Raw genomic sequence first — 12,176 nt, 5'->3', positions numbered from 1 at the left:
TCGGCGATCAGGCAGGCGGTGTCAGCCCGCCACCGCGGCCGTGCCCGTGATGTCCGCGAAGCCGTCGACCTCGCGCGGGTCGCGCGGGCCCGGGCCGATGTAGCGGGCGGAGGGGCGGACCAGGCGGCCGGTGCGCTTCTGCTCCAGGATGTGGGCGCTCCAGCCCGCCGTGCGGGCGCAGGTGAACATCGACGTGAACATGTGTGCCGGGACCTCCGCGAAGTCCAGGACGATGGCCGCCCAGAACTCGACGTTCGTGGCGAGGACCCGGTCGGGGCGGCGGTTGTGGAGCTCCTCCAGGGCCGCCTTCTCCAGGGCCTCGGCGACCTCGTAGCGCGGTGCGGCCAGCTCGCGGGCCGTGCGGCGCAGGACGCGGGCGCGCGGGTCCTCCGCACGGTAGACGCGGTGGCCGAAGCCCATGAGGCGCTCGCCGCGGTCCAGGGCCTGCTTGACGTAGGCCGTGGCGTCGCCCGTGCGCTCGATCTCCTCGATCATGCCGAGGACGCGGGAGGGCGCGCCGCCGTGCAGCGGGCCGGACATGGCGCCGACCGCGCCCGAGAGGGCCGCGGCCACGTCGGCGCCCGTCGAGGCGATGACGCGGGCCGTGAAGGTGGAGGCGTTCATGCCGTGCTCGGCGGCGGACGTCCAGTAGGCGTCGACGGCCTTGACGTGCTTGGGGTCGGGCTCGCCGCGCCAGCGCTTCATGAAGCGCTCGACCACGGTCTCCGCCTTGTCGATCTCGCGCTGCGGGACCATCGGCAGGCCCTGGCCGCGCGCCGACTGGGCGACGTAGGACAGGGCCATGACGGCGGCGCGGGCCAGGTTGTCGCGAGCCGTGGCCTCGTCGATGTCGAGGAGGGGCTTCAGGCCCCACACCGGGGCGAGCATCGCGAGCGCGGACTGGACGTCGACGCGGATGTCCCCCGAGTGGACGGGGATCGGGAACGGCTCGGCGGGCGGCAGGCCGGGGTTGAACGAGCCGTCGACCAGCAGGCCCCAGACGTTGCCGAAGGACACCTGGCCGACCAGGTCCTCGATGTCGACGCCTCGGTAGCGCAGGGAGCCGCCTTCCTTGTCGGGTTCGGCGATCTCCGTCTCGAACGCGACGACTCCTTCGAGTCCGGGTACGAAGTCGGACATCAGGCGGCTCCTCATGATGTGTGCGACAGCTGGGGCGCCGGGCCCGGTCGGGCGCGGCTGCTCGGTGCGACTCGTGGTCCGTCACCGGTCATCCGGGTCATGCCCCGTGCGGCGGGGGCCTTCACCCGGTTCCGCGCCCGGACCCCTGACGGGCGGGCTCGTTCCGGATTCCGGCCGGAAACGATAGCCGGTGATGTGCGGGTTCCACAGCTTCCCGCCCTGCGATTTTGGGGGGTTCGCCACATGCGGCGAAAGGTGATGTCCGGCACAGTGGGGGTTTTACCCACGAGAGGGTTACGGAGGGCCGGTTGGGGGCAGGCTCATCTGCTGCCCCGGGGCGTTTCGCGGGCCTTTGCTGACAGGATGGGCCGCGTGACCCACGCCGACGAGTTCCCCGCCCCCGAGTTCCACGGCGGTGCGCTGGACGCCGCCGCCATGCGCGAGCAGTACCGCTCCCAGGGCCTCCTGGAAGCGGACCTCGCCCCCGATCCGTACGAGCAGTTCGCGATCTGGTTCGCGCAGGTGTTCGCGGCGGGGCTGCGGGAGCCCAACGCCATGGTGGTCTCCACGGTCGACGCCGAGGGCCGGCCCGGCTCGCGGACCGTGCTGCTCAAGGGCTACGACCAGCGGGGCTTCGTCTTCTACACCAACTACGGCTCGCGCAAGGCGGCGGACCTGGCGGGAAATCCGTACGTCTCGCTGCTCTTCCCCTGGCACCCGATCGGCCGTCAGGTCATCGTCGCCGGCCGGGCCGAGCGCGTGGACCCCTCGGAGACGGCCGTCTACTTCCACTCGCGGCCGCGCGGCTCGCAGCTGGGCGCGTGGGCGAGCGCGCAGTCGGCGGTCGTCGCCTCGCGTGAGGAGATCGACGCCGCGTACGAGCGGCTGCTCGCCCGCTATCCCGAGGGGGAGCCGGTGCCCGTGCCGACGGGCTGGGGCGGATATCGCGTGACCGCGGAGAGCGTGGAGTTCTGGCAGGGACGCGAGAACCGGCTGCACGACCGGCTCCGGTACGTGCGGGAGGCGGAGGCGGGCTGGCGCGTGGAGCGGCTCGCCCCGTAGAGCGGTAACCCGGCTTCGCAGGACGGCCACTCGGCCCGTACTGCGGGGGAAACAGACGATCCGTGGGCCGGCTACCGCCGCGCTCTGCGGCGCGGCGGTGCCGAGCGGACGACTCGGCGGCCCACGGATCGGGTGACTGCTTGGGATTGGCCGGCGGATCCCCTCAGCTGCAGCTGGGAGGCCCCGGCGTTGCGCTTGGCGCGACGACGGGCGCTAGCCCGCAGTCACCTCACGCGTCCGGAATGAAACCATGTCCCGAACCACCTCCCTTCTCGTGTGCGCACCACCCTAGGAAGCGCGCGGGTGAGCGACAACCGAATTTCCGGTGGGCAACGATTTCCCCGAAGACGGTGTGGTGCCCATCACGGTCGAGTTGAATGACCCGTCGTGCAGGACATGCAGACGCGTCCAGCTGGGGGTACCTCGTGACCGCACCACACACGTCAGGCCCGGCCCGCCCGGCCGCCGCGCCCGGTTCGGTGGAAGCCGCCGACAGCGACGACTCCGGCCTCCTGGCGGCGCTCCTCGACGGCATGGACACCGCGCTGTGCGCCTTCGACGCCGAGGGCACGGTCACCCACTGGAACCGCGAGGCCGAACGGATACTGGGCTGGACGGCGGCCGAGGCCGTCGGGCGGCAGGGGCTGGCCGGCTGGGCGGTGCGGCCCGCCGACGCCGCGGAGGTCGCGGCCCGGCTGGACGCGGCCATGGCGTCGCCCGGCCGCCACGTGCACGAGTTCGCCCTGCTCACCAAGGACGGCGGGCGGGTGCTGGTGCGCACCCAGCTGTCGGCCCTGCCCGGCGCGGGCGGCCGGCCCGCCGGGGTCTACTGCGCGTTCAGTGAAGTGCACACGCAGATCGACCTGGAGCGCTCCATCGCGCTCAGCGAGGCCCTCTTCGGGGACGCGTCCTGGGGCGTCGTCCTCGTCGACGCCGACCTGCGCCCGGCCCTCGCCAACGCCCACGCCGCGCGCGCCCTGCGCACCGGCCGCACCGCCCTCCTCGGCCGGCCGCTCGGCGAGCTGCTGGACCAGGGGGTGGAGGAGGTCGAAGGCGCCCTCCAGCACGTCCTCGCGGCGGGCGCCCCGCCCGCCCCCACCGACCTGTGGGTGACCCTGCGCGACCAGGGCGGCGCCCCGCCCGAGCGCCGCTGCTGGCGCAGCGGCTTCCTGCGGCTGGCGTCGCCGCTCGCCGAGGAGCCGGTGCCGCTGGGGGTCGCCTGGCTGTTCCTGGACGTCACGGCCGCCCGGCTCACCGAACAGGACAGCGCCCGGCTGCGGTTCCGCGCCAGCCAGCTGCACCGGGCCGGGCGGGCCGTCGCCGAGTGCGAGGACCCCATGGAAGCGGCCTCCCTCTACATGGACTTCGCCCTCGCGGGCTTCGCCGACCACGCCCTGATCGACCTGCTCCCCGAGCCGCTCCCGGCCCCCGAGCCGCCGGTCCGGCTGGTCAGAGCCACCGCCACGCCGGCCGGCACCCCGGGACCCTGCCCGGCCATGGGCCGCGGCGGCCTGCCGGTGCCGTATCCGGACGGGCACCCCGCCCTGCAGGCCGTCGAGCGCTGCGGCTCCGTCCGCGCGGCCTCGGACTGCACCGAGACCTGGGCCACCGCGCGCAAGTGGCCCGAGGGCACCGTGCACGCGCTGGCCACGGTGCTGCGCAGCCGCGGGCGGACGCTCGGTGTGGTGACGTTCCTGCGCGGGCCGTCGCGCCGGCCCTTCGACCGCTCGGACGCGACGTACGCGGAGGACATCGCGTGCCGGGTGGCGGCGTCGATCGACCTGGCGGGGCCGACGCCCTAGGCGCCTGCGGTTCGTCCGGTGCCGCCGGGCGGGCGCGCCTAGTGACGGAAGAAGATCCGGTCCCCGTACTCGCGCAGCAGCCGGCCGTTCCACTCGTGCCCGCCGTCCACGTTGCCCGAGCGCAGCATCGGCGGGTCGATGCCGCGGGCGGCCAGCTCGCCCGCGGCGGCCGCGACGACCGCCTGCATCAGGGCGCTGGTGACGACCGTCGACGCGGGGGCGAAGGGGGCCGCGATGCCGTCCGCCGTGAGCTCCGCGTCACCGATGTCGATCTTGCTGTCGATGACGAGGTCGCAGTGGTCCTTCAGGAACGTGCCGGAGGAGTGGCGGGACCGGGTGTGCTCGGCGTAGGCGAGCGAGGTGACGCCGATGACGCGGACGCCCAGCGCGCGGGCGTTCATGGCCATCTCCACGGGCAGGGGGTTCCGCCCGGAGAGGGAGATGACGATCAGGACGTCGCCGGCCTGGACGGGGCTGGTGTCCAGGACCGCGCCCGCCAGGCCGTTGACCCGCTCCAGGGCGCTGCCGAGCGTGGCCGGCATGACGTCGAGGCCGACGACGCCGGGGACGGCGAGGAGGTTGATCAGGGCCAGGCCGCCCGCGCGGTAGACGACGTCCTGGGCGGGGAGCGAGGAGTGGCCGGCGCCGAAGACGAAGATCCGGCCACCGTCCGCCACGGTGTCGGCGAGCAGGGACCCGGCGGCCGTGATGTGCCCGGCCTCTTCGTCGCGCACCCGCTGCAGCAGCCCGATCGCGGCGTCGAAGAACTGCCCGGCCAGCTTGTTCTCGCTCATCGCTGCGGGGCTCCTTAGATCGAGATCCGGTGGCGCGTACGGTCTGGCGTACGCTCGTGGCGCGGATCACGTTGCGGTCTGGACCAGGGCCCTGTCAATACGGCGGGCTGGCAGCGGCCGTACGCGGCACCGTTGTCGGCGGTATGCGTCAGAATTGGGTTCAGGGGCCAGCGCACGACTTATCGAGGGGCACGCATGTCCGGACTGATCGACACCACGGAGATGTATCTCCGCACCATTCTCGAGCTGGAGGAGGAGGGTGTGGTCCCCATGCGTGCCCGCATCGCCGAGCGGCTCGACCAGAGCGGACCGACGGTCAGCCAGACCGTGGCCCGCATGGAGCGCGACGGCCTGGTGTCCGTCGCGGGCGACCGCCACTTGGAGCTCACCGAGGAGGGCCGCCGGCTGGCCACGCGCGTGATGCGCAAGCACCGCCTCGCCGAGTGCCTGCTGGTGGACGTGATCGGCCTGGAGTGGGAGCAGGTCCACGCCGAGGCCTGCCGCTGGGAGCACGTGATGAGCGAGGCGGTCGAGCGCCGCGTGCTGGAGCTGCTGCGCCACCCCACCGAGTCGCCGTACGGCAACCCCATCCCGGGCCTGGAGGAGCTGGGCGAGAAGGCCGAGCCGGACCCGCTGCTCAATGAGGACATGGTCAGCCTGATGGACCTGGACGCCGGGTCCGACGGCAAGACGGTGGTCGTACGCCGGATCGGCGAGCCGATCCAGACGGACGCCCAGCTGATGTATTCGCTGCGGCGCGCGGGCGTTCAGCCCGGTGCGGTGGTCAGCGTGACGGATTCGGCGGGCGGTGTGATCGTCGGCAGCAGCGGCGAGGCCACCGAGCTGGAGCCGGACATCGCGGCGCACGTCTTCGTCGCCAAGCGCTGAGGCCTTCCGGCCCGGCTCCCCGTTCCGCCTGACGCCCCGTCGCACACGGCCGCCCCCGCGGTCCGCGGCGGGGCTTCCTGCTGTGCCGGTTCCCCTTGGGCTGCGTCAACTCCCCTGAATCTGGCTGGAGTCCGCGTAACGGACCCGCGGGCGGCCCGGCCGTGCAACGCTGGCGCTGGCGCGCATATGCGCGGCACGCCGCCGTCCCGGGGAGGGAGAGCGCGATGAGGCCGGTAGGGCGTGACAAGGGCCCCGGCGCCCTTCCGGGCAGCCGGGGCCCTGCCTCCCCATATACCCCCGTGGCGACCCGGAGCCCCGAGCTCTCAGGGTCCGCCCCGCGGACCTTCTTCCCCGAGCGGTCCGCGCCCAGGTCGATTAATCCCCTGGGTGCCGCCGGCCAACCCTTCCCCGAGGTCACTCGAACGAGGGGTGTTGCGTGCGATGAGCATGCATTCGAATGTAAGTTCTATATCGTGAAGCTGCTCGGGGGAGAGTAGGGGGTGCCAGGGCTCATGGTTCGGCGTATCGACGTGAGTGGGAGCGGCGGAGTGCGGCTCGCGGCCTGGGAGTTCGCCGATCCGCCCAAGCACCCCTGCCGGGAGGGGGCGGGCGGTCCCGGCGCGGTGCTGCTGCTCCACGGCCTGATGGGCCGCGCCGCGCACTGGGCGGAGACCGCCCGCTGGCTCTCCGGCCGCCACCGCGCGGTCGCCCTCGACCAGCGGGGCCACGGCCGCAGCGAGCGCCCCGCCGACGGTCCCTACACCCGCGACGCCTATATCGCCGACGCCCAGGCCGCGATCGAGAGCCTGGACCTGGCGCCCGCCGTCCTCATCGGCCACGCCATGGGCGCCCTGACGGCCTGGCAGCTCGCGGCCCGCCGCCCCGACCTCGTCCGGGCCCTGGTCATCTGCGACATGCGGGCCTCCGCCCTGGGGGCCGCCACGCAGCGCGAGTGGGGCGAGTGGTTCAGGTCCTGGCCGGTCCCCTTCGCCACGCTCGCGGACGTCCGCAAGTGGTTCGCCGAGGGCGACCCCACCCTGGAGCGCCCCCGCCCGGCCCGCGGGGACTACTACGCCGAGATCATGGCCGAGCGGGCCGACGGCTGGCGCCCGGCCTTCTCCCGCCGCCAGATGCTCCAGGCCCGCGAGACCTACGCCCACGACGCCCACTGGGAAGAGCTCGCCCTCGTCCAGTGCCCTACCCTCGTCGTCCGCGGCCCCGACGGCGAACTGGGCCGCGCCGAAGCCCAGGAGATGGTCCGCGTCCTGCCCCGCGGCACCTACGCCGAAATCCAGGACGCGGGCCACCTGGTCCACTACGACCAGCCGGAGGGCTGGCGGCAGGCGGTGGAGGGGTTCCTGGAGGGGGCGCTGCGGACTTAGGGGAGGGTGCGGGCCGCTCCCGGAGGCGGCCGGCTGCACATTAATTCAACAGGCGTTGACATATCTCGGGCGCGGGTGTGCACTGGCATTACGGCCACATGTCCTGACGAGCCACCCGAGGAGCCGTTATGTCCTCCCCGCTCTCCCCCCGGACCGCTTCCACGCCTCCTTCCGTCCCCGTCCCTGCCCCCGTCGACGTCATCGTCGTCGGCGCAGGCCCCACCGGGCTGTTGCTCGCCGGGGATCTGGCCGCCGCCGGTGTGCGGGTGACGGTGGTGGAGAAGAGGGCGCGGGAGTCCAATCTGACGCGGGCGTTCGCCGTGCACGCGCGCACGCTGGAGGCCTTCGACGCCCGGGGGATCGCCGAGCCGTTGCTGGCCACCGGGCCCTTCCTCGACACCCTCCGGATCTTCGGGCGCGGGAGGATCGATCTCTCCCGGCTGCCCAGCCGGTTCCCCGGCGTGCTGATGACGCCGCAGTACGAGACGGAGCGGGTGCTGGAGGAGCGCGCGCTGAAGGCCGGGGCCGTGCTGCGGCGCGGGGCCGAGGTGACCGGGCTGCGGCAGGATGCCGACGGTGTCGAGCTGGATGTCCGTGACGTGGGCGTCCGTCACGAGGGCATGCGTAACGACGGCGACGGCGCGGAGGGCGGAGCCTCCGAGACGTTGCGTGCCGCCTACGTCGTGGGGGCCGACGGCGTTCGCAGCGCCGTGCGCAAGGCGCTCGGGATGCCTTTCCCGGGGCGGTCCGTGCTGCGGTCCGTCATGCTCGCCGACGTACGGCTGGAGACCGAGCCCGACGGGCTGCCCGTCTTCAACAGCGGCCGCGACGGCTTCGCCTTCCTCGTGGCCTTCGGCGACGGCTACTACCGGGCCATCGCCTGGCGGCGCGGCTGCGAGCTGCCCTCCAGCGCCCCCGTCGATCTCGACGACCTCAAGGACCTCACCCGCGCCGTCTTCGGCACCGACTACGGCATGCACGACGCGCGCTGGACCTCGCGCTTCCACAGCGACGAGCGGCAGGTGCCGCGCTACCGCGAGGGACGGGTCTTCCTCGCCGGCGACGCCGCGCACGTCCACTCGCCCGCCGGCGGGCTCGGGATGAACGCCGGGCTCCAGGACGCCGCCAACCTCGGCTGGAAGCTCGCCGCCGTCCTCAAGGGCACGGCTCCCGACTCCCTGCTCGACAGCTACCACGACGAACGCCACCCCGTCGGACGGCTGGTGCTGCGCCTGAGCGGCACCCTCGTGCGGTCCGTCCTGCTGGCCTCGCCCGTCGCCCGCGGGCTGCGCGACGCCGTCGCCCTGGCCGCGGGGGCCGTGCCCTTCGCCACCGACCGGGGCGCGCTCATGATCTCCGGCATCGGCATCGGCTACCCCGCGCCGCCCGGCTCCCACCCGCTGACCGGGCGCCGTGCCCCGGACCTGCCCCTGGTGGAGCGCCCGGGCGAGCCCTCCCGCCTGTACGAGGCGCTGCGCGCCGGGACGCACGTCCGCGTCCTGCCGCGCGGCGGGGGCGCACCGTCCCACGACGAGGCGGGCGTCACCACGGTCACCCGTGCCGACGCCCGCTCCACGACGCTCCTCGTCCGGCCCGACGGGTACGTGGCCGAGGCCGCCGACCACGGCTGACCCCGCTCGCGCCCGCCGCCGCGTGCCTCACCTGCGGCGGGCGTCCGCCGCATCCCGCCCGCACGCGTACGCCAGGGCGCTCACCAGCTCCTCCGCGTCCGGCAGCCAGCGGTTGGCGGCCGTGGGCTGGCGCGCCCACTGCACCGAACCGCGCGTGCCCATGCGGGTGGGCGGCGCGACCACGTAGTCGCCCTCGCCGCGCGCGATGAGGTCCAGCGACGTGGGGTGCCAGCCCAGCTTCCGGGCGAGGTCCGCGACCTTCAGCGCCCCGCCGGGCAGGACGAAGAACTGCATCCGGCGGAACGGCGTGCACATGACCGGCCCCAGCTGGATGTCCATCCGCTCCATCCGGGCCAGCGCCAGGCAGCCCGCGGTCTCCGGGACGTCCAGCGCATCGAACGTGCGGCCCGTCGGCAGCAGGACCGAAGCGGCGGGCTGCGTCTGCCACATGCGGCGGACGGCGACCGCGCTGCCGGTGGCCTGGGTCGCCCAGTCCGGGCGGTCCGGGTGCGCACCGGGGGCGGGGCAGCCGGGATCACCGCACGAGCAGTGCTCCCGCCCCTCCTCCACCTGCAGCCACGTGCCGCCGAATACGTCCCAGTGCCGCTCCTCCGCATACCTGACAGCGGCGTCCAGCAGTTGCTCGCTGCGCTGTTGGGGGATGTGCGGGGCTCCTACTGCGATGGTCTCTTCCACGCCCATCACAACTCCCCTCGTCACGAGGGGTTACGGCTCAGGCTCACGCTTGTGGGCGGTGCCAGGACATGCACGTGGGGCGCACGGATGCATGTACGGGGGCGCAGACGCGGGTTGGTCGCCGAGGGTGGGTAGCCACCTCTGCGGCGACAGGGCGAGACCGTCATTGTCTGGCCAATGCCGCCTTTGCTGTCATTACCGTTAAGTCCGCATTCTCCGGACATTCAGGGGGCAAAGATCACAGGGGAAGACGCAGTCGTGAGCTGTCTCAGCTTCTCCGCATTCCGCGGCGGACGGCGCCGCGAACGCTTAGCAGTTTCAGGGGGTACAGCATGGCCGCACGGCCACTCGTGGCGCGGCAGCCGAACGAACGGCTGCAGGCGCTCATCCAGGAAGCCGCCTGTTCCAACGCCGGCCTCGCCCGGCGCGTCAATATGTGCGGCGCCGAGCACGGGCTCGACCTGCGCTACGACAAGACGTCCGTAGCGCGCTGGCTGCGCGGCCAGCAGCCGCGCGGGCGGGCCCCCGCCATCATCGCCGAGGCGCTGGGCCGCAAGCTCGGGCGCACCGTCACCATCGACGAGATCGGCATGGCGAACGGCAAGAACCTCGCCTCCGGCGTCGGCCTGCAGTTCTCGCCCACCGTGCTCGGCGCGATCGAGCAGGTGTGTGAGCTGTGGCGGAGCGACGTCGGCCGGCGGGACTTCCTCAGCGGGACGTCCGTCGCCTCCTCCGCGCTCGTCGAGCCGAGCCGCGACTGGCTCATCACCGGCGCCGACCCCCAGGTCGCCCGCAATGCCGGGGCGCGCGTGGGCCCGTCCGACGTCGACGCCGTGCGCGCCACCACGGAGGCCCTGGTCGAACTCGACCACCGGTACGGCAGCGGGCACGTGCGGCCCGTCGTCGTGCACTACCTCAACAGCGTCGTCTCCGGGCTGCTCGCGGGCTCCTACCGCGAGTCCGTGGGGCGCGAACTCTTCGCCGCGGTCGCCAGGTTGACGGAGCTCGCCGGCTACATGGCCGTCGACACCGGTCAGCCGGGCCTCGCCCAGCGGTACTACATCCAGGCGCTGCGCCTCGCCCAGGCTGCGGGGGACCGTGGGTACGGGGGGTACGTGCTGGCCGCCAGCATGAGTCACCTGGCGGCTTCGTTGGGGAACCCAAGGGAAATCGCCCAGTTGGCGAAAGCAGCACAGGAAGGGGCACGGGGGCACGTCACACCGCGGGCCGAGGCGATGTTCTACGCGGCCGAGGCGCGCGGGCACGCCCTGCTCGGCGACGCACGGTCGTGCCAGGGCGTCGCGGCCAAGGCCATGGCCAAGCTCGAACAGGCCGGGGACCCCGCGCCGGACTCCGGTGACGACCCCTCCTGGATCCGGCACTTCGACCACGCCTACCTGGCCGACGAACTGGCCCACTGCCACCGGGACCTCGGGCAGGCCGAACAGGCCCGGCGGCACGCGGAGGACGCCATCGCCGGGCACGCGGAGGGACGGGTGCGCAGGCGCGCCATCGGGATGATGCTGCTGGCCACGGCGCAGGTCCAGCAGCGGGACGTCGACGAGGCGTGTGCCACCGGGGTACGGGCGCTGGACCTGCTGGGCACGCTGAGGTCGAACCGGGGCGCGGAGTACCTGGACGACTTCCAGCAGCGGCTCGCGCCCTACCGGGAGGAGCCGGTGGTACGGGAATTCGGCGCCCGGCTGGAGGTGCAGGCGGCGTAAGGGGGACCGCCGGAAGCGGCGCCCCCTGCCCCTTACCGGGCAGGGGGCGGCCGCATGGCCCTGCCGTGCGGCGACCCGGTAGCGTGGCCGCGCTATCGATAAGTTGCCGTACAGCTTGAGGAGTCCCGGTGACGCAGAGCGGACAGGGCAACGCGCCTCAGCCGGCCCCCGGCCGGCCCTGGGGCGAGCCGTGGGGGCCCGACGCGCAGCGCGCCCCCCTGCCGCCCGAGATGCCGCCGGGCACGCCGCAGGGCACGCCTCCGCGCCCCGGTGACTCCGAGGCCACGCAGTACCTGCCGCCGGTCCTGGGCACCGGGCCCGCCCCCGCCGCCCCCGACTCCGCTTCCGAGGCCACCCAGTACTTGCCGCCGGTCGCCTCCGGGCCGCTCCCGGGAGCCCCGCAGCCGCCCGCGCCGTACGCGCAGGGTGGTGCCGGTCGGAGTGGCGCCCAGGGCGGTGCTGCCGGCGGTGCCCCGGGCGGGCGGTCCGCGGATCCCGCGACCCAGTACTTGCCGCCGCTCCCCGACTCGGCCGCGGCGTCCACGCAGTACCTGCCGCCGGTCGGCGGAAACGCTTCTTCGGACGGGGCCTCCGCCGCCACCCAGTACCTTCCGCCGGTGCCGGGTTCCGCCCCGCCGGGCGGGGACGCGGCTGCGGCGGCGACCCAGTACTTGCCGCCGGTCGGCGGAGGTGCGCCTTCCGGCGGAAACGTGCCCTCTGGCGGGGACGCGGCCACGCAGTACCTGCCGCCGGTCAGCGGTGGCGCTCCCTCGGGCGGCGACGCGGCTGCCGCGGCCACCCAGTACCTTCCGCCCGTGCCGGGGGCCGTGCCCTCCGGTGGGGACGCGGCTGCGGCGGCGACCCAGTACTTGCCGCCCGTCGGCGGGAACGCATCCTCCGGCGGGGCCGGCGCCGCAGGTGCCCCGTACCCGCCGCCCGCCCCCGGAGCCGCGTCGTCCGCCGGTGAAGCGACGCAGATGCTTCCCCCGCAGACCGGCGCCCCCGCCCCCCGGCCGCCCTTCGGGGCCCTCGGGGGCATGGCCGCGCAGGGGGAGCG

General features: G+C 74.0%; 9 protein-coding genes and 1 pseudogene. 7 read left to right on the top strand and 3 right to left on the bottom strand.

The genetic code is table 11. The features are described from left to right. Positions 1-21 precede the first annotated feature (21 nt). Positions 22-1,140, bottom strand: a complete 1,119-nt coding sequence (locus V7793_RS24120; protein WP_058045831.1) for a citrate synthase 2 — start codon at positions 1,138-1,140, stop codon at positions 22-24. Positions 1,141-1,503: 363 nt separating this feature from the next. Here V7793_RS24120 and pdxH point away from each other — a divergent pair, with 363 nt between their 5' ends. Then, positions 1,504-2,202 (top strand): pyridoxamine 5'-phosphate oxidase, encoded by a 699-nt coding sequence (gene pdxH, locus V7793_RS24115; protein ID WP_443057984.1) that lies wholly within the window; start codon positions 1,504-1,506, stop codon positions 2,200-2,202. 425 nt (positions 2,203-2,627) lie between these two features. Continuing rightward, positions 2,628-4,004, top strand: coding sequence for a PAS domain-containing protein (locus V7793_RS24110; protein WP_443057983.1), 1,377 nt, complete (start codon positions 2,628-2,630; stop codon positions 4,002-4,004). Positions 4,005-4,042: 38 nt separating this feature from the next. Here the strand turns inward: V7793_RS24110 and V7793_RS24105 are convergent, their stop codons facing one another. Beyond that, entirely contained in the window at positions 4,043-4,798 is a 756-nt protein-coding gene (locus V7793_RS24105) for an SIS domain-containing protein (protein ID WP_336009820.1), read from the bottom strand. A 195-nt stretch (positions 4,799-4,993) separates the two neighbouring features. Between V7793_RS24105 and V7793_RS24100 the strand changes: the two genes are divergently transcribed. From V7793_RS24100 to V7793_RS24090, 3 genes are all read left to right on the top strand, one after another. Further along, positions 4,994-5,686, top strand: a complete 693-nt coding sequence (locus tag V7793_RS24100; protein WP_030369085.1) for a metal-dependent transcriptional regulator — start codon at positions 4,994-4,996, stop codon at positions 5,684-5,686. Between the two features lie 512 nt (positions 5,687-6,198). Beyond that, positions 6,199-7,068, top strand: a complete 870-nt coding sequence (locus V7793_RS24095; RefSeq protein WP_336009815.1) for an alpha/beta fold hydrolase — start codon at positions 6,199-6,201, stop codon at positions 7,066-7,068. 128 nt (positions 7,069-7,196) lie between these two features. Then, a complete protein-coding gene (locus V7793_RS24090) occupies positions 7,197-8,699 on the top strand; it encodes an FAD-dependent monooxygenase (protein WP_336009812.1) in 1,503 nt (500 codons plus the stop codon). Between the two features lie 27 nt (positions 8,700-8,726). Here V7793_RS24090 and V7793_RS24085 read toward each other — a convergent pair whose 3' ends face one another. Next, complete coding sequence (locus V7793_RS24085) at positions 8,727-9,401, bottom strand: bifunctional DNA primase/polymerase (RefSeq protein ID WP_336009809.1); 675 nt, start codon at positions 9,399-9,401, stop codon at positions 8,727-8,729. Positions 9,402-9,727: 326 nt separating this feature from the next. Between V7793_RS24085 and V7793_RS24080 the strand changes: the two genes are divergently transcribed. Together V7793_RS24080 and V7793_RS24075 are read left to right on the top strand one after the other, a co-directional pair. Beyond that, positions 9,728-11,119 (top strand): transcriptional regulator, encoded by a 1,392-nt coding sequence (locus V7793_RS24080; RefSeq protein ID WP_336009806.1) that lies wholly within the window; start codon positions 9,728-9,730, stop codon positions 11,117-11,119. Positions 11,120-11,247: 128 nt separating this feature from the next. After that, positions 11,248-12,176: pseudogene (locus V7793_RS24075) on the top strand (hypothetical protein); the annotation flags it as partial.

The sequence above is a fragment of the Streptomyces sp. KLMMK genome, from assembly GCF_036961605.1.
Taxonomy (GTDB): domain Bacteria; phylum Actinomycetota; class Actinomycetes; order Streptomycetales; family Streptomycetaceae; genus Streptomyces; species Streptomyces telluris.
Note: the sequence above shows the minus strand (reverse complement) of the source record. Positions and strands in the feature narration are given on the sequence as shown.

Bases quoted from the DNA above. Each gene is read 5' to 3' on its own strand.
- V7793_RS24085 (WP_336009809.1), bottom strand. From the start codon at position 9,401: ATGGGCGTGGAAGAGACCATCGCAGTAGGAGCCCCGCACATCCCCCAA.
- V7793_RS24095 (WP_336009815.1), top strand. From the start codon at position 6,199: ATGGTTCGGCGTATCGACGTGAGTGGGAGCGGCGGAGTGCGGCTCGCG.
- V7793_RS24105 (WP_336009820.1), bottom strand. From the start codon at position 4,798: ATGAGCGAGAACAAGCTGGCCGGGCAGTTCTTCGACGCCGCGATCGGG.
- pdxH (WP_443057984.1), top strand. From the start codon at position 1,504: ATGGGCCGCGTGACCCACGCCGACGAGTTCCCCGCCCCCGAGTTCCAC.
- V7793_RS24090 (WP_336009812.1), top strand. From the start codon at position 7,197: ATGTCCTCCCCGCTCTCCCCCCGGACCGCTTCCACGCCTCCTTCCGTC.
- V7793_RS24100 (WP_030369085.1), top strand. From the start codon at position 4,994: ATGTCCGGACTGATCGACACCACGGAGATGTATCTCCGCACCATTCTC.
- V7793_RS24080 (WP_336009806.1), top strand. From the start codon at position 9,728: ATGGCCGCACGGCCACTCGTGGCGCGGCAGCCGAACGAACGGCTGCAG.
- V7793_RS24120 (WP_058045831.1), bottom strand. From the start codon at position 1,140: ATGTCCGACTTCGTACCCGGACTCGAAGGAGTCGTCGCGTTCGAGACG.